Raw genomic sequence first — 19,872 nt, forward strand, 5'->3', positions numbered from 1 at the left:
GACCGATGAGGTGCGTGAGTATGCGGGTCGCTTGGCGTAACGGCACCGTCGTGGCTCCCAGTGACGTGGTGCGGGTGGCGCCTGGGGAGCGGGGTGCCGTGCAGACCGTCGAGGCTGGCATTCGAGCTGCGGCACCCGGGCAGACCCTGCTGGTGGCGCCCGGCACCTACAGCGAGGACCTCCTGTTCGACCGGGATGTCAGGCTGGTCGCCGATCAAGGCCCGGGGAATGTCACGGTGAATTGGTGACGCGGTGGCACTGCCCGGAAGGCGCGGTGAGCGCTGCACTGGGGATGTCACGACGACGCCCGAAAGGAACCTCATGAACGCCCCAAGATCCGACGATCCCTGGGAGACGACGGGTGGTCCGAGTCCTTCCCAGGCGGGAAGCTCGCGACTCCTGACGTCGGAGCGACCCCGGCCGGCCGTCGACCCCTCCCGCCCGTTCGGCGCCCACCTGCGCATGAGCTGGTGGAAGCCGCTCGTGGTTCTCGCTGTGCCGCCGCTGGTGATGCTGCTCCTCCAGGTGCTGTCCTGGCAGCTCGTGGGCGTCATCGAGGGCAGCGAGGACCCGATGTCCCCCACCATGACACCGTTGAAGTCCCTGGCTATCAACCTCAGCATCGGCGCGTCGGGCGCCGTGGCGATTGTGCTCCTGGCGCGGGTCGCCAGGGTGCCGTGGCGCAGCCTGATCAGCTCACCCCGCGCCTTCGACGCCCGCCGCCTGGGCACCTACCTGGTCGCAGCGGCGCTGCTGGTGGGTGCCGGGATCGGTGTGACCGCGCTTGTCGCGCCCGACTCGCCGGGCTGGGTCGGCTTCGGTGTCAGCGGGACGACGGTCGCCCTGCTGGTGGTCACCGTGCTGACCACGCCGCTGCAGTCCGCCGGCGAGGAGCTGTGGTGGCGAAGCGCCGTGCTGCCCGCCGCCGCGTCCTGGGTACGTGCGGTCCGGCCGGCTCTGGCCGTCGGGATCGTCGTCTCCAGCCTGGGCTTCGCCGTGCTCCACGGTTCGAACGACCCCTGGCTGTTCGGCTACTACACGTTCATCGGCTTCTGCACCGGCCTGATGGCGATCATCAGCCGCGGCATCGAGGCACCGGTCGCCTTCCACGTCGCCAACAACGTCTTGTTCGGGATCGTCAACACGGTGATGGCGGACGGCGAGCCCTACGCGATCGACCGGTCCACCGACTCCGGCGACGCGTCCCTGCTGATCCTCGCGGCCGTCAACATCGCCATGGTGGCGCTGGTCTGGCGGCGTGAGCGGAGGATTCGGGCCGCCAGCTGACTAACTCCACCAGGGCAGGGTGCCGGTGCGAAGGTGGTCGTGCAGTGTCCGGGCGACGTGTGCCATGGTCGCCTCGCTGCCGGGTTGGGCGGCGGCGGGCACCCGGGAGGCGGTGAGCGCGGCGACGGCGTACGACTGACCGTCGGCGTGCTCCACCACCCCTACCTCGTGGCGCAGGTGCAACAGGGTGCCCGTCTTCGACGACCAGCGGGAGGCGTCGGAGGTGAAGTCGGGGGCGAGCCGCTGGCGGTGCAGGTTGTCGCCCATCAAAGCGCGTACCCGAGCGGCGGCGGTCTCGTGGATCCCCGAGGGCCGCCAGAGGGCGTGCAGCAGGTCGACGAAGGCCCGCGCCGACCCGGCGTTGGCGCGGGTGACGTCGAGCTGGGCGACCGGGTGGCCCTGCCCGGGGGTGGCCGCGCCGATGGCGAGGGAGTGGGCGAGATGCACCTCGTCGGGGCCGAGACGTTCCGCCGGCGTGTCGGCAAGCTCGCCGACCCGGTGCCGTACGGCCATGCCGCCGATGCGCAGTCGCCGCAGTTCGGCGGCGACCGCGGCCGGCGGGGTGAGGTCGAACAGGGCGTCGGCCGCGACCGAGTCGCTGATGCAGGTGCTCAGGTAGAGCAGGTCGTCCACGGCGATCCGTGCCGGATGGCGGAAGCGGCTCAGCCCGGTCGGGCCGGCGGTGGTGATCCGACCGGGCACCACGTCGACCGGCGCCGTCGGGTCGAGTTCCCCGCGTGCGATCCGTTCGAGCACGGCGACTGCCAGCGGCACCTTCACCAGCGACGCCGCCGGGTACGGGGTGTCCGTGTCGAAGCCGATCTCTGTGCCGGTGTCGAGGTTGCGGACCAGGAACGCGCCGTCTAGTCCCGCCTCGTCGAGCAGGGACTGGGCGTTGCGGATGACGGCGACGGTACTCATGCCGGCTCTCCCGTCGGCCGGTCGCCGGGTGCAGAACCCCCGGCCGGCCCCGGATCGCCGTCGGATGCGCCCAGGCAGCGGGCGATGTCGGAGTGCAGGACCGTGCTGAGCTGGTCGAGGTCCTCGCTCACGCCGGCGGCGATGTCGTAGCCCCGGATCAGTCGGGGGTCGGCGAGGGGGCGCCAGTGCAGGGCGAAGTCCTCGGCCTGCTGGTGGGAGCAGAGCAGCAGGTCGGGGGAGCTGAGGGCCGCCGCCGCGGCGTCGACCAGCGACGGTGCGACCGTCACCTGGGCCGGTGCCAGGCCGGCCGACTGGCCGGCGCGGGTCAGTGGATCCCTCAGGTGCGCGACGTCGTCCTCGGGCTGGATCAGGATCCGCCGGCGTGCCTGCGTGCGGGCCCGGCCGCTGCGCAGCGTCTCCAGGAACACCGTCGGCGCCGGGAAGGGGGTCCGGGCGGCCAGCCCGAGCGGCACCCGCCAGGACGCCGCCGCCTCCGGAACCGCCACGATCCCGGCGCCAACCTCCAGGCTTCGGCAGAGCCGCGCGCGCTCCCGGGGGCCGGCCGGGCGTACCTCCAGGTGGATTCGCTGCCGTCGGGCCGCGACCACCAAGGTGGCCAGGCGGTGTGCTGGGCAGATCTCGGGTACGGCGACCCGCAGCGGACGCAACCGGGCCCGCTCCGCGTCGTCGCCCATGGCGTCGGCGAGATCGACCAGACGCCGGGCCGCCGGCAGCATGTCCCGCCCGAACGACGTCAACCGCACCGCGCGGGACGACCGGTCGAAAAGCCGCGCCCCGAAGTGCTCCTCCAGGGCGGCGATGCGACGACTGGCGACCGACTGGGGGATACCCGCGGCGGCGGCCCCGGAGGTGAAGCTGCCGTGGCCGCTGACGGCGACGAAGGCCCGGCAGGCGGCGACCACATCCACCCACCGAACCTATCCCAAAACGCATGGACGAACTGGCGCGGCACCGCCGAATGGCGACCACGGGGTGTCCAGTCCGGCCGAGCCCTGTTCGCAGGCCCGACAGATCCACGAAGCCGAGGTGCCAGCGATCGACGGCGCTCTCCCACGTGCCGGTGACCTCGCCGATCGTCGTGGCCGACGGATGGGTCCTCGTCGTGCCGGTCGGCTCTTCGCCTGCGTTGGACCGCAGCCGCTGACCGTTGCGGCACCGCCGGTGAGGCTTGAGCTACTACAACCGCGCTTTGCCAAGCCTGGGCTGAGCACGGCGATACTGCACACACCCGCCGACCGCTTGAAGGTCGAGGAGGTGCCTCAGGCCGCGTTGGTCTGGCTGACGCAGGCTCTGACCGCCGAGGGCGAGCCGGCTGCGGAAGGGGACTCTGGGGTAGGCGGGCGGCTGGGCCAGACACCACCTCCTGCGGCGACCAGCGGCGACCCGTCTGGACTCGGCCCGCCCTCGCTAGAGTGGGCTGATCGAGGTAGGGCCGCTGCCGGTAAGTGCCTGCGCTCGGCTAGGCATTGGTGACCTGGTTGGGAAAGAACCGGCGGCAGGCGGCGAGGCTGACGTAGACGAGGGCGACCAGGACCGGTACCTCGATCAGTGGTCCGACGACTCCGGCGAGGGCTTGGCCGCTGGTGACGCCGAACACGCCGATCGCCACGGCGATGGCGAGTTCGAAGTTGTTGCCGGCGGCGGTGAAGGCGAGCGTGGTGGTGCGTTCATAGTTCAGGCCGATGGCCCGACCGATGGCGAACGAGCCTAACCACATGATCGCGAATTCGCGAGCAGGGGAAGCGCGATGCGGGCGACGTCCCAGGGCTGGGCGGTGATCGCGTCGCCCTGCAGGGCGAAGAGCAGCACGATGGTGAACAGCAGCCCGTACAGTGCGACCGGCCCGATGCGGGGCAGGAACGTCGCCTCGTACCAGTCGCGTCCCTTGGCCCGTTCGCCGAACTTGCGGGTGAGGTAGCCGGCGGCGAGGGGGATGCCGAGGAAGACCAGGACGCTGCCGGCGATGTCCCATCCGGAGACGGACAGTCCTGCCTGCTCCAGGCCGAGCCAGCCGGGCAGGACGGTGAGGTAGAACCAGCCGAGCACGCCGAAGGCGAGACCTGGAAGACAGAATTGAGGGCGACCAGGACGGCGGCGGCTTCGCGGTCGCCGCAGGCGAGGTCATTCCAGTGAGGTTTTTCGGCACTCGCAGGTAGGGGAGTCATCCCAGTCGTACCGGTCCGGGCGCCGCAGCCTCTCCGGCCCAGTGCGGGCCAGGGATTGCGTCAGAAGCTGCTGACCAGCTTCACGAACGCCTCGTCAATCTTGGCGGGATCGGTGGCGTCGAAGGCCTTGCCCGACGATGCCTTGGCGATCAGGTCCAGGGTGGCGAAGTCCGACTCCCGGTCGAAGGCGATGCAGAACACCTTCACCGGACGCTGCGGGTCCAGGGCGACCTCGGCGAGCAACCGGGCCAGGTCGTTGTCCTGGCTGTACTCGTTCTTGCCGTCGGTCAGCACGACGAGCGCGTTGATCCGCTGCGGGTCGTACCGGTCGAGCAGCTTTCGGTGTGCGGCCCGGACCGTCGCGTAGAGCGCGGTGCCGCCCTCGACATGCAGGCCGGCGATCTTGCTGTTGATCCGCTTCTGGTCGAACTCGCCGAGAGGGACCTCCTCCCGGTACGGGCTCTTCGGTAGCTTCAGGGTCTCCGAGGAGAACGACCAGAGCCCCACCCGGTCTTCGGTGTTGAGCAGCGCGAGGCCCTTGCCCGCAGCCGCCGAGGCGACCTCGAAACGGGTACGGGTGCCGACCTTCGCCTGCATCGACCCCGAGGTGTCCATGGCGATCAGGATGTTGGCCTTCTTGCGGAGCGTGCGCCAGCCGTCCAGCATCGCGCCGACCACCTCCGGGTCCGGGGGCTCGAAGTAGGTCAGCCCGCCGGTGGGCTCGGCGCCGACGCTGGCGAGCAGCTCCACCGAGGCTCGGCGCTCGTGGTCCCGGAAGCCGAGGCGGGCGAAGCTCTCCTGCTGGGCGTCCTCGGTCAGGAACGCCTGAAGGTCGGCCGCTGCCGCGCGCTGCCGCTCATCGGCGGAGGGCAACACCACGAACGGGTGGTCCAGATTGAACGTGCCCTCCTTGGGATGGACGGCGACCAGCGGAACGTTCGGTCGGCGGCCCCGCTCCTGCCCGTCCTGCCGAGGGCTCAGCGCACCCGTGTTGTAGAGGTCCACCAGCTCCTCCTGCAGGACGATGGCACTCATGTCGTCCGTACTGCCCGCCCCGCCGGCCAGGTCCGCCTCGGCGAGGCTGCGCAGCAGCTCCACCGAGTCGTCGCTGTAGTGCGACACGTTGGCCTCGATCCGGCGGACGAACTGGGTGACCGCGGGGTCGGCCAGGTCGGACCGGGTCAGGTCGCTGGCCCGTTGCACCGCCGCGTAGTAGGTGGCGATGGTCGCCGCCAGCCCGGAGGTGGACAGGTTCGGGTTGTCCTTGCCAAACGTGAAGCGGCCCCACTCCGGCTTGCCGAAGCCCGCCCACCCGTTCCGCCCGGAGAGGCCCAGGATCTCCCCCCAGCCCAGCGACCCGCGCTGACGTACCAGCTCGGCTTTGGGCTGCGGCATCGCGATCACCAGCGGGCTGTTGGCGATCGACGGGTAGCGGTCCGGGGTCTGCGGCGCCCGCCCGGCCGCCTGGTCGAGCAGCCGGAGCTGGCCGGTCCACAGGCTCGACGTCGGCAGCCAGACCTGTGGCTGCGGCAGGCCGGTGTGGGTCCACCCGGTAGCCAGCGCCTCGGTGGCCTTGCCCGAGTTCAACGCGCTGACGTGCACCTGGGCGCAGCCGCCGCCGTCGATCGACCGGTCACTGCGGTTGTAGCGCTCGGCCAGGTCGACCAGCAGAGCCGCCTTCTCCGTCGAGGAGTTGACCTGGAGGGTGGTGGCGCAGTCGGTGCGCGCCCCCTCGTTGCCCGCTTCGCGCTGCCGGACGAACACGAACGCCCCGGCGATGACCACCAGCCCGGCGGTGACGGCGGCGGTGTAGGGCAACCACTGCCGCGTACGCGTAGCGGATGGGGCCATCGGGAAGTCCTCCTCGGCGGGCGGCTGGTGGCAGTCAACCTATCGATCCGGCGCCAGCCGGCGACCCCGACCCCACCGCATCGATCACCCGCGGTCGGACCGTCCCCCGACCGCCGTCGCGACCAGCAGCCGAACCAGGTAGACCACGACGAAGGCGACCGCCCCGGCTGCGGCGGCCGGGCCGACCGCGCTGGACGCGACGTAGCCGGCTGCGGCGCCAGCCGAACCGAGGAAGAGAGCGGTCGAGATGCCCCAGGCGTCAAGGGCCTCACTACGCAGCCGCCGCAGCGCGCCGTCACCTCCAGCACCGACGCCGGGCGCCGTCACCGGGAGGTGTGCCGGCTGGGTCGGCCGGGCCTGGGTCGGCACCGTCGGCCGGGTCGGTATCTGCGGCCGCGTCGGGTGCGGCTGCGGTGCCGTCGGCGTGACCTGGGGCAGCGGGTGGTTCGGCGTCGGCGCGCCCGCGGTCTCGTTGCCGGCCTGGAGCAGGTTCTCCCGACGTGGCGGATCGGTGACCCTGCCGTCCTGCCGGAGCAGCCGCACCAGCACGCGCTCGGCATCAGGCCGGTCCGCCGGATCTTTGGCCAGGCACTCCCGGATCAGCTCGTCCAGAACGGGAGGCAGCGCAGGCAGCTCGGGCGGATCGTGCAGCACCCGGTGCATCACGGCGAAGAGCGAGTCATTGCCGAAAGGCGGCCGACCACCGGCGGCGAAGGCGATCGTGGCCGCCCAGGCGAAGACGTCGCAGGGCGGACCGACCGCGTCGTTGCGGAACCGCTCGGGCGCCATGTAGGCGGTGGTTCCCATGACCCGGCTGGACGCCGTCTCGGTGACGCCCAACGCGCGGGCGATGCCAAAGTCGATCACCCGAGGACCGTCCTCGCCCAGCACCACGTTGTCCGGTTTCAGATCGCAGTGCACCACCCCGGCACTGTGGATCGCGGCGAGCGCGGTGACGGTGCCGACCGCGAGCCGGTGCAGGGCGTTACCGGTCACCGGGCCGCGCTCGCGGACGTGCCGGTGCAGGGTCAGGCCCTCGATGAACTCACTGACCACGTAGGGCCGCTCGCCGTCCACCTCGGCGAAGAGCACCTGCGCGGTGCAGAACGGAGCGACCCGGCGTGCGGCGGCGATCTCCTTCATGAACTGCGACCGCGCCCGTGGATCACTCAAATCGACGTTGACCATCTTGATCGCGACCCGGTCACCGGCGTCGTCCTCACCGAGATAGACGACCCCCTGCCCACCCGCGCCCAGCCGGCCGACCAGCCGATACGGGCCGGCGGTGACCGGATCGTGCGTCCACAGTTTCGCCAACCCTGGCACCGGCGTGCCGGCCAGTTCTGACATCCCGACTCCATCAGTGTCGTGCCCGGCCACCGGCGGCGCAGGACACGGCCATCGTGCCATGTCTGGTTCGACCACTGGCTGAGGTCGTGGGGACGTGACGCCCGCGTCGTCGGCGCGGCTCGGGGGCGCTCAAGACTCTGCGAGCCTCAGAGTCGTGCCGAGTGTGATCGGCGGCGGTGGGGTAAGGGTTCGTGTCGCCCCTCGGACACGAACAGTTACCCCACAGTAATCAGCGTCAGGCTTAGCCTCGACGCTGGTTTTGTTTTCACCGGGGTGTAGGTGAGAGCGAGCCGTAGCTCCCGGTAGAGAGTGCTCTTGTCCTCACTGCGGGCGTCGCGCAGGATGTTGCGGACGTCGTCGAAGCTGCCGACGAGGCGTCGGATGTCGTCCTCGGTGAGGCGACGGGAAGCGTGTTCCTGCACCGCTGCTCTGTCGCGTTGGGCGATGGCGGCGGCGCGTTGGGCGTTGACTTCGGCCATCCAGGCGGCGACGGTGGTGGGGTCGCCTCCGGCGTCCGCGACGGCGCGGTACTGGAGAAGTTTCGCGTCGCATGCGGCAATGACCTTGTTCGCGGTGGTGATCTCCGGCGCGACGGTGTCGGGTCCGGTGTGCGGTTGGGCGGCGTGGAGTCGGCGGATCGTGTCGGTGAGCCGGTGCGGGGCGAACGCCCTGAGGAGCCAGTTGTCGAGTGCGGGGACGATGTCTCGTTCCGCGACGTAGACGTTGCGGGGGTGCTGGACGTGGTTGGCCAGGGCGTACTCGTTGGGGTAACGGCACCGGTAGTAGGCGGTCTCGTGTGCGTGGTGGCTCTGCATCTTGCGTCCGCACAGCCCGCAGAGCATGAGTCCGCGGAGGACGTAGGGCGGCGCACCGCGCGTTGTCGGGTACCGGTGCGGCCTCGACCGTTGGCCGCCATGATCGTCTGGATCAGTTCGAAGGCGTTGACGGTGACGAGCGGTGGGTGGGCGATCGTGTCGGACCATACCCATGAGGACTTGTCGTTCCAGCGCATGCGGGTTTCGTAGCCGAGGGCGACGTCGTTGACGTCGAGGAGTACCTCGTCCTTGCGTTGTTTGTTCCACACCTGCCGGCCGGTGTAGCGGGGGTTGGACAGAATGTTCATGACGGCGCTCTTGGCCCAGCCTTCGCCGGTGCGGCGAGGGTTGCGGGCGGGGTCGGCTGCTGGCGGTGACGGGATGCCGTCGCGGGTGAGGGCCTCGGCGATGGCGAAGTAGCCGTTGTTGGCGAGATACATGGCGAAGATGCGGCGTACGACGGGCGCGGTGTTCGGGTCGGGTTCGAGCTTGTGCAGGCGGCGGCCGTCGGCGGCCTTGCCCGGGTGGGTGCGGTCCGGCGTCGGCAAGACGGTATCCGTAGGGCGGGCGTCCGCCGAGGAACCGGCCTTCGATTTTCGCCTGGGAGGTTATCGCGGTGCGGACTCGGACCTTCACGCGGGTCCGTTCGCCCTTGGACATGCCGCCGAACACGCTCGTGATCAGTTCGTGGGCTTCGGATTCGGGGTCGATCGCGCCGCCGACCTCGGGTACCCAGAGTCCGACGCCGTAGTGGGAGAAGACGGGCACGGTCAGGCTGTACTGGTTGCCGTAGAAGGCGCGTTGGGGTTCGCCGATCACGACCGCGTCGAAGCCACGGTCCGGGTCGGCGAGGGCGTCGTAGAAGCGCGACGCCGTCCTCAGCGAGGCACCGGGCGCGGGTGGGCCGGTCGTCGGTGACCCGGATGCGGTGACCGTCGGGTGATGGTCGCCGGGTGGCGGTGCGGGTATCGGGCGGCGTTGGCGACGGCGGGGTGGTTGTCGAGGTCGACCACGAGGTCGCCGTCGCGGGTGTAGTGCCGGATCAGCCAGGCGAGGCGCTGCGGATCGAGTCCGTACCAGGCTGCCGGGTCGACCAGCGGGGTGTCGCGGTGGTGAGCGGGGACGAGGAACAGCCCGACGGGTGGCGTTCGGCGTGAGGCTCGGGGAGGTGCGGGTAGGTCTGCGGCATGGGTGGTGGGCCACGTCCGCCGACAAGCGCTGACACTAACCTCGGTCTTTCATCTGGGTGGTCGTTCATAGTTGTTGGTCGATGGGGTTGGTTCGGGGCTGGTTGGCCGGTTCGTTGGCATGTTGATGGCCCGGCGCTGGGCCGGGTTCCTCCGTGCTGCGGGTCGAGGCGTGAGGCTTCGGGGTTAGCCGGCGGGTCGTGGCAGTGCGGCGAGGCGGATGAATGCGCTGGTCAGGGCGTCGGTCCAGGGCCAGTCGGCGGTGATGGCGAGGCGGGTTCGGCGGGCGGTGCGGGTGAGGCGGGCCGCGACGTGCAGCAGCCGGTAGCGCAGTTTCTTCGGCTCTGCGCGGGCGAGGTCACCGTGCAGGAGCAGGGTTTGGGTCCAGGCGATCAGGTCGATGCCGGTCAGCGCGAGGTGGAGCCAGGCCTGGTTGATCGCGAAGACTCGGGACGGGAATCGGCCGAAGCCGGTGTCCTTGCCGCAGCGGATGCGGTCTTCGACGCGGGCGTGAGCGCGGTGGCGGGCCTCGAGGTACTGGATGCTGCCGTTGCCCGGTGGGGTGTCAGTGGCGACGATCTGGTGCCGCCACCCCTGGACGGTGTCGAACAAGGTCAGTTGGGCGCCGGGGTGCGGGCGTTCGCGGCGGACCAGGAATCGGGTGCCTTCGGGCCAGCCGGCGGCGTCGAACAGGCCGGTGATCTCGCAGACCTCGGCGTGCTCACGCAGGTCACCGTCGGTGTCGACGGCGGGGAGCCAGCCGGTGGCGGCCTGGATCGCAGCCCGGACCGGCTCGGTGATCGCGGCGCCGACGGAGAACCGGATGTCCAGGTGCTGCTGGCGCAGGGACCGGATGTGGGCGAGGAAGCCGTGACTACTGAATCGGCGCGCAGCAGGATCGGGGTGCCGTGCCGAACGGCGTCGGGGATCTGGGCGAGGGCCTGGTCCAGGACGGTGATGTGGTCGGCGGTGGTGTTCGACCCGGCTCGGCCTTCGCGCAGCAGGCCGGCCAGGGCTTCACCGGTGTTGTCCAGGAAACACAGCAGCGGATGGTAGCCGAAGGTCTTCTTTCAGGTGCGGGTCGCTGCTTCCCTATCGGGATGGCAGATCACGATCGTCGCGGCGATGTCCAGGACCAAACCGTCGACCGGACGGCCGGCCACCACCGGTTGCGGCAGGTCACCGCGGACCTCGGCGTGTTGGGCCCAGACGACCTCGCGGGCTCGGGCCCGCGCGGCACGCAGTTGAGCCAGCATCGGCTCGTCCAGTCGGGACAACAGCCGCCACGCGGTCGGGTCAGAGGCGACCGGCCCGAACAACCCCGGCTGGTCCCGCAGCACCGCCAGATCAGCGATGGCCTCGCCGCCGTCGGCGAGCAGCACCGCCAGATCTACGGCGATCCGGCCCGGGTCGTGCCCGCAGCCCCGCCAAGACCCCACCGAACACGCTGGTCAGCCCCGTGGCGTCGGCCAGATCAGCGAGCAGCCGGGCACCGACATGCCCCACCACGCCTCGCCCACCGCCGGTCACCATGATCTTCGGACGTGTTGCGGTAGCCTTCACCCAGCAAGTGCCTTCCGCGACAGGAACATGGGACTCTCGACGCTCTTTGTTCAGCCGTTCCTGCGGGTTGTTCGACCAGATCTGGCGCCAGATCTCACGCGGGAAGCCGGTGAACGCGAGCAGGTCGTCGCGGGCGGCGTCGAGGTGCTCGGCCGCGGCTGGGAACTTCGCCTCGATCGTGGCGACGACGCGGTCGAACTGGGCTCGAACGGCGTCGGAGTCGGGCTGGTCGAAGATCGTCCGGACAAGGGTGGCGATCCATGGCTGGGCCGATTTCGGGACCTTCGTGAGCAGGTTGCGCAGGTAGTGGGTGCGGCAGCGTTGCCAGGCGGCGCCGGGCAGGGCCGCGCCGATCGCGCCAACAAGACCGCGATGGGCATCCGAGATGACCAGCTGAACGCCGGACAGGGCGCGGGCGGTCAACGACCGTAGGAACGCCAACCAGCCGGCGCCGTCCTCATCCGAGGCGACATCCACGCCCAGGACCTCGCGTTGGCCGCCGGCGTTGACTCCGACCGCGACGAGCGCGTGGACGTTGACCGTCCGCCCATGCTCGCGGACCTTCATCGTCAACCTGTCCATCCACACGAACGGGTAATGCGCGGCGTCCAGCGGCCGGTTACGAAACGCCTCGACCTGGGCGTCCAGGTGCGTGGCCATCTCCGACACCTGCGACTTCGACAACTGCTTGACGCCGAGTTGCTCCACCAGCTTCTCCACCCGACGGCTCGACACCCCGAGCAGATACGACTTCGCCACCACCAGGACCAAGGCCTGTTCGGCCCGACGGCGGTGCGTCAGCAGCCAGTCCGGAAAGTAGCTGCCTTGCCGCAGCTCGGGATGGCCAGGTCGATCGTGCCCGCGCTGGTGTCCCACTCTCTCGGCCGATAACCGTTGCGGGAGTTGACCCGCTCGTCGCTGCGCTGCCCATAACCGGCACAGATCGCGTCCGCTTCCGCGGACATCAACGCCTCCACGAACACCTTGGTCATCGCCTGCAACACGTCCGGCAACGCGCCCTCGATCTGCTCGCGCAGCAGGTCAACAGGGTTCACACTCTCTGATGCGGCCATCGCGTTCTCTCTTCCTTCTCTGACTTGGTCGTCTTGAAGGAGCGACGCGATGGCCGTCTCTCATTTACACAACACGCCCATCACGGGCAAGTCGTACACCACTTCCGTGGACGGGAACCAGCTTGCCCCGACTTCGGCGGTGATTGATATATGACTGCGATGCGTGCCGACACGGGATGGGGTCAAGAAGGTATCCTGCTCCAGCACGCGTCCCCGGCCGGAGTGGCGCTGCCGGCCGCCGAGCCGAACGGGAAGTTGACAACGTGGACCTGATTATCACGGCAACAGATGAGGCCGCCTCGGACGGAACGAGCGCCCTGTGGTCATGGCTGGAACGGGAAGAAGACCTCCGGGCGCAGATCAAGCTGCGTCCCGGCGACATTCCGTCGGAGACGATGGGAGCGGAATATTTCATCGTCGCCTCCCTTGCTGCTGCCTCGGTCCTGGCCAAGTCCATCTGTGCGTACCTAGCAGTGCGCGATAACCGCCGCGGTTCGGATATCGTCCTGAAGATCACCACCAGGTCCGGCGGATCGCAGGAGGTCAAGGTCAATCGGACCACCGATGCAGTTGAGTTGACGAAGCTCTTCCTATGCGCGGGGACCAGCTCCAGCCCGAAGAAGCAGATTCGCTCGGCGGAGGAAGACGATGCGCCTGCCGGTTCCTGAGAAGTCACAACTGGTCCTGATCGGCACCTCTCAATTCGAGGGTGAATTCGCCGACCATCCGTTGAGCGCCGTTCGGAACAACGTGCACGACCTGGCGAGTGTGCTGACCGATGCCGACTATGGCGGCTTTCTTCCCAGCCGGTGCACCAAGATTTTCGGTGAGGAGGCCACCGGTCCGGAGGACATCCTCACGCAGCTCCATGCGGCGGCTCAGGACGCTACGGACGTTCTGCTCGTATACCTCTCCTCCCACGCCGTACGTGGCGACGCGGTGGGCAATGAACTGTTCATCGCTCTGCCCAAGACCGACCGGAACCACCCGGCATGGCGATATTGGTCACTTGCCTTCGATGACATCCGCCGCATCGTGCGGCAGAGTCCGGCTCCGCTGCGCATCGTGGTCATCGATACGTGTTACGCGGGCCTGGCCGCGCCCGAGGCGATGGGGGCGGAGCATCTGCAGATTTCCGGCACCGCCACCCTGGCGGCCGTCGGACCGAACCACCGGGCCGTGGCACCCAAAGGTGATCGTCACACCGCCTTCACCGGCGCTTTGATCAGGCTGTTGAACTGCGGGGTCGACGGCACCGGTCCACTGCTGTCAATCTCTGACATCTTTCCCCATCTGGATAGCGAGCTGGCATCGAGTGCGATGCCGAGGCCGTCGTTGCACCGGTCGGAGAACATCGACGGGCTGGCGCTGGTGTCCAACCGCGCCCATGAGTCCCACCGGATCCCCCCGGCACTGACGACTCTGGCCGAGCATGGGGACACCCCCACGCGGCTGACCGCTTTGAAGGATTTGGCGACCTCGTACGCCGCCGCGAACCCGGCGGTGCAAGGCCTGATCAGAGAGGCCGTTGCCGCACTTCGCCATGACGACAGCAAGATGATCGCTGCGCGCGCTGAGGCGCTCCTCGCCGACATCAAGGTGGGCGAGGTCTCCGCCAACTACCCGAGACGGCTTCTGGCTCAGCTGACCTACGCATGGTGGATCGCCGCAGGTGTCGTCGCGGCGGCTGGCTGTGTCCTCGTGCTGTGGCGGCTCGGTTGGTACCTGCCGTACGCGGCTGTCGCGGCCGTACCCGTCGCGGTGATCGGATATTTGGGCGCGGTGGCTTCGTCCGCGCTTTTCCCCGCAGCCGTATCGAAGACGGACCTGGAGGGTCGACCGTGAAGCGAGCCCTTCTCCGCAAGCTGGGACCACTGGCAGTGTCACTCGTGCTCATCGTCGGCGCGATAGCCACGGTCAACAAATACGAATCATTCTTCTATCTGCGTGGCGATGTGCGGGTCGGGATCAACGGTATTCTGCCCGGGTGGAGCAACTGCTCCGTTTCCTGCTCGACGAGCGACGCTACCGGGTTCGATGTGCAGTTGGTGAAATTCCTGGCCGAAAAGTACAACTTCTCCCCGGTCTTCAAGGTCTTAGCCCCGGACGAGCGGGAGCGGGCACTGGTGAACGGGGAGATCGATCTGGTGGTCGCCAACTTCTCCATGGACGGGATCAGTTCGGTCGATCCGACCAAGAAGCGCCGCGAGAAGGTGAACTTCGCCGGGCCGTACTTCCTCGACCAATCGGGCGTCATGTACTCCAAGGCCAAACGCGACAAGTATTACAAGGACGATCCGACGTTCGCACTAGAACATCCGAACGCCTTGCCCCCTGACCGGATCTGCCTGAGCAAGGGCACGACAGCACCGGACTACCTGAATGGCAAAGGCCGAGTCATGGACCAGAAGGATTGTTTTTCCAGTTTCGGAAAGAGCGAGGACCCCATCCTCGGCGCCATCACCGACGAAACGATCCTGCGGGCCTACTCGAAAGCCCACTACCCGGAGATGTCGGCCGCCCCCGCGATCTGGGAGGGTCAGAGCGTGCCGATCCACAAGGAGAAATACGGTATCGGCACGAGCAAGGATGACTCGCGACTGTGTCACCTGCTCGCTCAGGGAATCGAGGAGTTCCTGAGCGACCCGGACAATACCGGGCGGGACCGAAGTCGTTGGCAGCTGGCGTTTGACGACAACCTGGCCGCCAGTGTCGAGACATCGGCGGCCGAGCACCGACCCAAGAAGGTCGAATCCTTCTACTGCGATTGACGCGCGATCACAGCCCAGAGCCGGCGGGGAAGGGGAGCCGGGTGAGAGGTGCACGCCTCTGGGTCTTCGGCGAACCAGGGTCGGGCGACGGTCACGAAACTACGGCAACAACGCCGAGCGGACCAGGACGGCACTCCGGGTAACCAAATGGTCGAAGCGCAATGGGCGCCGCATGTCGCCGATTCCCGAAAATGACTTCCTGTGGTTCTCGGGTTCCACCGGGGGTCAGTCTTCAGGGAGCGGCGACAGATGCTCGGTCGTCTGACTGCGGCCGTGACCTGGCACCCCGTGCAGAGAGGCTCTCACTCTGACCAAATGTTGCCGAATCTAACACCGGCCATCTGGTTGGTTGGCTGGCAGTTGCGCATCAGGCTTCATCGGGCATCCCACGTATCACCCCTCCCTCCAGTTCGAGTGCATATAGCAGCGGATCACCTGCGGTCTGGGGCATCCGCCCCACGCCTAGTACTCCAGCCGCACTTTCCTGATTTGGTGTTTCGGCAGCTCATCGGCATGATCGACGTTTGAGTTGTGCCGGCCGCGTAGCTGCGGATGTCGATGCTATTCGGCGGCTGGCTGGGTGATCGCACTGTCTGTCTGTTGTGGTCTGTGGCAGGGCGGGCAGGCTCCCGTGCTTGTGTTGATCGATGAGATTGTGGGCTGGCGGGCGGGTTTGGATGATCTGCTGGCGCGGTTCGCGCACCGTTTCGGGCGGGCGGGCGGAGCCGCGCCGGCAGGCGCTGACCTACCTGGTCGGGTTGTTGTCGCCGCTGGCGAGTAAGAACGGTTGGACCTTGGCCGAGGCTGCCGGCGATGCGACGCCGGATCGGATGCAGCGGCTGCTCAACCGGTCAGCGTGGGACCCGGACGCGGTCCGTGATGACTTGTTCGCCTACGTCACGGAGCACCTCGGTGACGACGACGGGGTGCTGATTGTCGACGAGACCGGCTTCCTGAAAAAGGGCGTGAAGTCCGCCGGGGTGCAGCGTCAGTACTCGGGCACGGCCGGACGGACCGATAACTGCCAGCTCGGAGTGTTCCTCGCCTATGCCAGCCCGGTCGGGCGCACCCTCATCGACCGAGAGTTGTATCTGCCCCGCGGCTGGTGCGACGACCCCGCCCGTCGCGAGGAAGCCGGCATCGAGGCGACTGTCGGGTTCGCCACGAAACCCGCGCTGGGACTGCGGATGATCGAACGCGCGATCACCGCCGGCCTGCCGGCGAGGTGGGTCACCGCGGACGAGGCATACGGACAGGACTCGAAGTTCCGGACCTGGCTGCAGCAGCACAACATCGGCTACGTCGTCGCCGTGCCCCGCAACCAGCGGGTTCCGACCACGACAGGCAACTCCCGCCCGGACGTCCTCGCCGCCAACGCGCCAGCCCTGGCATGGAAGCGCCGCAGTTGCGGCGACGGCGCCAAAGGACCACGACTCTACGACTGGGCCGTGGCCTCCCTGCCCGACGCCACCGACGGGCACGGCCACTGGCTGCTGATCCGGCGCAGCATCACCGACCCCACCGACCTGGCCTACTACCTGTGCTTCGGCCCAGTCGACACCCAGGACGAAGATCTGATCCGGATCGCCGGGACCCGCTGGTCGACCGAGGAGTGCTTCCAGACCGCGAAGACCGAGGTCGGCTTGGATCATTACCAGGTGCGCCGGTACGACGCTTGGTACCGCCACATAACACTCGTTCTGTGCGCCCACGCCTACCTCGCCGTCACCGCCGCCCACGCCAAAAAGGGGCACCGAATTCGATGACGGCCTCATACCCCTCACCCTCGGCGAGGTCCGACGTCTGCTGGCACACCTGATTACCACCGTCAGACCCTTCGACTACATTCATCGATGGTCACGATGGCGACGCCGACACCAGTACCGCGCTAAAACGGCCCACTACCAGCGAAGATTCCACCTCCACCAGGTGCGGGACTGTGGATCTAACGGTGTTTCCGGCCAGGCCCGCCAGGCGTTGTGCCTGGTGAGGAGGGTGCCGTGATGACCGCGACACAGAACGATGTGACTGGCCGGAAGAAGCGCCCCGAGCCGTCGGCGGAGGCGAAAGCCGCAGCCGAGCTGGTCCGGGCAGCCAAGGAACAAGGGCTGTCGCTGACGGGCCCCGACGGGTTGCTCCGGCAATTGACCAAGACGGTCCTGGAGACCGCGCTGAACGAGGAGATGACCGAGCACCTCGGCTACGAGAAACACGATGTGGCCGGCGCCGGCCAGGGCAACATCCGCAACGGCACCAGGCCGAAGACGGTGTTGACTGACGCGTCGGGGCCGGTGCAGATCGACGTGCCTCGGGACCGGGCGGGCACGTTCGCGCCGCAGATCGTGCGTAAGCGGCAACGGCGTCTCTCAGGCGTCGACGAGGTGGTGTTGTCGCTCTATGCCAAAGGGCTGACCACGGGCGAGATCAGCGCGCACTTCGCGGAGATCTACGGGGCTTCGGTGTCGAAGGAGACGATCTCCCGGATCACGGACAAGGTGATCGAGGAGATGACTGACTGGTCGCACCGGCCGTTGGATGAGATCTACGCGGCGGTGTTCATCGACGCGATCGTGGTCAAGGTCCGCGACGGGCAGGTAGCGAACCGGCCGTTCTACGCCGCGATCGGGGTCACCCTCGACGGGGACAAGGACATCCTCGGGCTGTGGGCCGGCACGGGTGGTGAGGGCGCGAAGTTCTGGATGAGCGTCCTGACCGACCTGCGCAACCGGGGCGTCAAGGACGTGTTCTTCCTCGTCTGCGACGGCCTCAAAGGCCTACCCGAGGTGGTCACCAACGTGTGGCCCCGCACGATCGTGCAGACCTGCATCATCCATCTGATCCGCAACACGTTCCGGCTCACTTCACGGCGGTACTGGGACGAGTTGAAGCGGGACATCAAGCCGATCTACACCGCCGTCAACGCCACCGCGGCGAGGGCGGAGTTCGACGACCTGGCCGAAAAGTGGGGCGGGCGGTATCCGGCGGTGATCCGGCTGTGGGACAACGCGTAAGCCGAATTCATCCCCTTCTTGGACTACGACCTGGAGATCCGCACCGTCATCTGCTCCACCAACGCGATCGAGTCGTTGAACGCCCGCTACCGGCGGGCGGTCAAAGCCCGCGGCCACTTCCCCAACGAACTCGCCGCGTTGAAATGTCTGTACCTGGTGACCCGGTCCCTGGACCCCACCGGAGCAGGAAGAACCCGATGGACGATGCGCTGGAAACCCGCGTTGAACGCCTTCGCCATCACCTTCAGCGACCGCTTCCCAGCCGCTGAAACCTACTAACCAAGATCGCCGGAAACGCCGGCCCGACGAGCAGCTTGTCGAGGTGCTCGTTCCCACCCCACTGCCGGCTCCCGACAGCACACCCTTTGAGGTCGGAGCATCGAACTGAACGGCTCACAAGGTGTGCCTTGTATACGCCACCGTCGGGGTGAGTGACCCGAGGAGGGCTGCGACGTCGGGCGCGATGGCGTGGCCGAGCATTCCGACACCCAGGATGGGGCAGGGAACTCGTCGTCATGTGAAAGGCCGGTCACTATCCCTGCTCGGAGTCAGGACGTGTCGGGTCCGGTCCCCGGTCCAGGCCGCTTCGAGGATCGCGGTCAGGCTGGCGGTGTCGGTCGGGCCTGGATGGTTCTGGATCAAGCGGGTGACGCCACTGGCCATCTCCGCGAAGCGCGGGAGGTCGGCGCGTGCCACGCCGATGTCCGCCAAGGTGGGAGGGATGCCGATGTCGGCAAGGAGCCCGTCGAGCCAGGTGAGGAACGTATCTGTGGCCTCGGCATCCGAGGCGTCGGTCACGTCGAGCCCGCACACCCCGGCGAGGATGGCCAACCGGTCGCCGATGGCATCTCTGGCCGCGTCCAGCGCGTAGGGCAGTAGCAGCCCGACGCCCAGGCCGTGCGGCGTGTGCGTGGCTGCGCCGATGGGGTACTGGAGAGCGTGCGGGGCCGCGTTGCCCGCGTGGGAAAATGCGAGCCCGGCGAGCATGGACCCATAGGACATGTCCGCGCGCGCGTCCGTGTCGCCTCCGTCCCTGACGGCACGACGCAAGCTACGGGCGATCCGCTCCGCGGCCAGGAGCGCGTAGTGGTCGGTGATCGGGTTGCGGCCGAGGAAGACCTGCTCCACCGGGTCGCGCGGTCCGTGGGCCCGGGGTCGCGCGGTGTAGCTCTCCACCGCGTGACAGAACGCGTCGATGCCGGAGTGGGCGGTGACGGTCGCAGGGCAGGTGTAGGTGAGTTCGGGGTCGACGATGGCGAAGTCGGGCACGATGTGAACGCTGGAAACCCCCACCTTCAGCTCGCGGTCCGGGTCGGTCAACACCGCGACGGGTGTGAGCTCGGAGCCGGTGCCTGACGTCGTCGGGACCGCGACGAGAGGAATCGTCGGCCCCGGCACCTTCGACTCGCCGTAGAAGTCGCGCGGCGTCCCACCGTGGCGCCGGATGACGCCGACGATTTTGGCGAGGTCGATCACCGTGCCACCCCCGATGGCGAGGATCACGTCGGCGTCCACCTTGGCGGCGACCGAGACGGCCAGGGCGACATCGGCGAGTGGTACGTCTGAAGTCGCGTCGGAAAACACCTCGACAACGTCGACCTTCTCCCGCACGGCGGCCACGATCTCGGCCACGCCCGGCTGCCCCAGAAGAACCTGGTCGGTCACGATGAGGACTCGCGAGCCGCTCTCGGCCACCACTCGTGGGATGTTCTGCGCGACCCCTTCGCCCACTATCAGCTGGCGTGGTCCGCGGACGGTCTCAAGCATGTCAGTGCCTCTCCGGAACGTCGGCGGCGATTTGCTGGGCGGACGTCCAGGTCACCTGCGATACCGGGACGGCATCGTGCCGGCCATGGC

At 68.3% G+C, this 19,872-nt stretch carries 12 protein-coding genes and 6 pseudogenes; 8 read left to right on the forward strand and 10 right to left on the reverse strand.

Translation table 11 applies throughout. The features are described from left to right. Nucleotides 1-20 precede the first annotated feature (20 nt). Together ABZT18_RS17380 and ABZT18_RS17385 are read left to right on the forward strand one after the other, a co-directional pair. Complete coding sequence (locus ABZT18_RS17380; protein ID WP_355251789.1) at nt 21-248, forward strand: hypothetical protein; 228 nt, start codon at nt 21-23, stop codon at nt 246-248. A gap of 235 nt (nt 249-483) precedes the next feature. Then, nucleotides 484-1,287, forward strand: a complete 804-nt coding sequence (locus ABZT18_RS17385; RefSeq protein ID WP_355251792.1) for a CPBP family intramembrane glutamic endopeptidase — start codon at nt 484-486, stop codon at nt 1,285-1,287. Here the strand turns inward: ABZT18_RS17385 and ABZT18_RS17390 are convergent, their stop codons facing one another. The 7 genes and pseudogenes from ABZT18_RS17390 to ABZT18_RS17420 all read right to left on the reverse strand — a co-directional run. Beyond that, on the reverse strand, nt 1,288-2,208 hold the full coding sequence (locus tag ABZT18_RS17390) for a serine hydrolase (RefSeq protein WP_355251795.1): 921 nt from the start codon (nt 2,206-2,208) through the stop codon (nt 1,288-1,290). It abuts the gene before it with no gap. Continuing rightward, on the reverse strand, nt 2,205-3,137 hold the full coding sequence (locus ABZT18_RS17395) for a LysR family transcriptional regulator (protein WP_355251798.1): 933 nt from the start codon (nt 3,135-3,137) through the stop codon (nt 2,205-2,207). Before ABZT18_RS17395 ends, ABZT18_RS17390 begins: the two co-directional genes overlap by 4 nt. A 551-nt stretch (nt 3,138-3,688) precedes the next feature. Further along, nucleotides 3,689-4,358, reverse strand: a pseudogene (locus tag ABZT18_RS17400) (bile acid:sodium symporter); the annotation flags it as partial. Nucleotides 4,359-4,454: 96 nt separating this feature from the next. Further along, nucleotides 4,455-6,245 carry an extracellular solute-binding protein gene (locus ABZT18_RS17405; protein WP_354992390.1) on the reverse strand — a complete coding sequence of 597 codons (1,791 nt, stop codon included), beginning with the start codon at nt 6,243-6,245 and terminating at the stop codon, nt 4,455-4,457. 84 nt (nt 6,246-6,329) lie between these two features. After that, nucleotides 6,330-7,595, reverse strand: coding sequence for a protein kinase (locus ABZT18_RS17410; protein ID WP_354992389.1), 1,266 nt, complete (start codon nt 7,593-7,595; stop codon nt 6,330-6,332). A gap of 215 nt (nt 7,596-7,810) precedes the next feature. Next, nucleotides 7,811-8,410: a hypothetical protein gene (locus ABZT18_RS17415; protein WP_354992388.1), complete on the reverse strand. Its 600-nt coding sequence runs from the start codon at nt 8,408-8,410 to the stop codon at nt 7,811-7,813. 152 nt (nt 8,411-8,562) lie between these two features. Then, nucleotides 8,563-8,850 (reverse strand): annotated as a pseudogene (locus ABZT18_RS17420) (recombinase family protein); the annotation flags it as partial. A 513-nt stretch (nt 8,851-9,363) separates the two neighbouring features. On the opposite strand from ABZT18_RS17420, the gene ABZT18_RS17425 reads away from it, so the two are divergent. After that, on the forward strand, nt 9,364-9,567 hold the full coding sequence (locus ABZT18_RS17425; RefSeq protein ID WP_354992387.1) for a hypothetical protein: 204 nt from the start codon (nt 9,364-9,366) through the stop codon (nt 9,565-9,567). Nucleotides 9,568-9,783: 216 nt separating this feature from the next. On the opposite strand, the pseudogene ABZT18_RS17430 reads toward ABZT18_RS17425, so the two are convergent. After that, nucleotides 9,784-11,130 (reverse strand): annotated as a pseudogene (locus ABZT18_RS17430) (IS1380 family transposase). A gap of 54 nt (nt 11,131-11,184) precedes the next feature. Then, nucleotides 11,185-12,233: pseudogene (locus ABZT18_RS17435) on the reverse strand (IS256 family transposase); the annotation flags it as partial. 263 nt (nt 12,234-12,496) lie between these two features. On the opposite strand from ABZT18_RS17435, the gene ABZT18_RS17440 reads away from it, so the two are divergent. The 5 genes and pseudogenes from ABZT18_RS17440 (at nt 12,497) to ABZT18_RS17460 (ending at nt 18,294) form a co-directional block, all read left to right on the forward strand. Further along, a complete protein-coding gene (locus tag ABZT18_RS17440) occupies nt 12,497-12,901 on the forward strand; it encodes a hypothetical protein (RefSeq protein ID WP_354992386.1) in 405 nt (134 codons plus the stop codon). Continuing rightward, entirely contained in the window at nt 12,882-14,078 is a 1,197-nt protein-coding gene (locus ABZT18_RS17445) for a caspase family protein (protein WP_354992385.1), read from the forward strand. Before ABZT18_RS17440 ends, ABZT18_RS17445 begins: the two co-directional genes overlap by 20 nt. After that, nucleotides 14,075-15,004: a transporter substrate-binding domain-containing protein gene (locus ABZT18_RS17450; protein ID WP_354992384.1), complete on the forward strand. Its 930-nt coding sequence runs from the start codon at nt 14,075-14,077 to the stop codon at nt 15,002-15,004. Before ABZT18_RS17445 ends, ABZT18_RS17450 begins: the two co-directional genes overlap by 4 nt. 637 nt (nt 15,005-15,641) lie before the next feature. Beyond that, nucleotides 15,642-16,770, forward strand: a pseudogene (locus ABZT18_RS17455) (IS701 family transposase). 237 nt (nt 16,771-17,007) lie between these two features. Beyond that, nucleotides 17,008-18,294: pseudogene (locus tag ABZT18_RS17460) on the forward strand (IS256 family transposase). A gap of 234 nt (nt 18,295-18,528) precedes the next feature. Here the strand turns inward: ABZT18_RS17460 and ABZT18_RS17465 are convergent. Then, on the reverse strand, nt 18,529-19,782 hold the full coding sequence (locus tag ABZT18_RS17465) for an iron-containing alcohol dehydrogenase (protein ID WP_354992383.1): 1,254 nt from the start codon (nt 19,780-19,782) through the stop codon (nt 18,529-18,531). Nucleotides 19,783-19,872 lie beyond the last annotated feature (90 nt).

This window comes from Micromonospora sp. NPDC005291 (assembly GCF_040607415.1).
GTDB lineage: Bacteria > Actinomycetota > Actinomycetes > Mycobacteriales > Micromonosporaceae > Micromonospora.

Coding starts and splice junctions, on each gene's coding strand:
- ABZT18_RS17380 (WP_355251789.1), top strand. CDS start 21: ATGCGGGTCGCTTGGCGTAACGGCACCGTCGTGGCTCCCAGTGACGTG.
- ABZT18_RS17390 (WP_355251795.1), bottom strand. CDS start 2,208: ATGAGTACCGTCGCCGTCATCCGCAACGCCCAGTCCCTGCTCGACGAG.
- ABZT18_RS17405 (WP_354992390.1), bottom strand. CDS start 6,245: ATGGCCCCATCCGCTACGCGTACGCGGCAGTGGTTGCCCTACACCGCC.
- ABZT18_RS17410 (WP_354992389.1), bottom strand. CDS start 7,595: ATGTCAGAACTGGCCGGCACGCCGGTGCCAGGGTTGGCGAAACTGTGG.
- ABZT18_RS17415 (WP_354992388.1), bottom strand. CDS start 8,410: ATGCAGAGCCACCACGCACACGAGACCGCCTACTACCGGTGCCGTTAC.
- ABZT18_RS17445 (WP_354992385.1), top strand. CDS start 12,882: ATGCGCCTGCCGGTTCCTGAGAAGTCACAACTGGTCCTGATCGGCACC.
- ABZT18_RS17465 (WP_354992383.1), bottom strand. CDS start 19,782: ATGCTTGAGACCGTCCGCGGACCACGCCAGCTGATAGTGGGCGAAGGG.